Genomic DNA, 253 nt, shown 5'->3' on the forward strand with positions numbered 1-253 from the left:
TGGGTGTGGATGTCGACCAAGCCAAAATCGGAGCCCTGAGCGAGGGAAAGGCGCCGTTCTTTGAGCCCGGGCTTCCGGAGCTGCTGACGGGTGCTTTGTCATCTGGAAGGCTCACATTCACCACCGACACGTCACAAATCAAGGGGAGCCAGGTTCATTTCATTGCGGTCGGAACCCCTCAGAAACTTGGTGAATATGCCGCGGATATGACGTACGTCGACGCCGCAGTCGTAGGCATGATCCCGCACCTGAG

Annotated in this window: 1 pseudogene; it reads left to right on the forward strand. The window is 57.7% G+C overall.

The features are described 5' to 3' along the window. Nucleotides 1–5: 5 nt before the first annotated feature. A pseudogene (locus SB717_RS37835) lies at nt 6–253 on the forward strand (UDP-glucose 6-dehydrogenase); the annotation flags it as partial.

This window comes from Priestia sp. SIMBA_032 (assembly GCF_046535215.1).
Classification (GTDB): Bacteria; Bacillota; Bacilli; order Bacillales; family Bacillaceae_H; genus Priestia; species Priestia aryabhattai.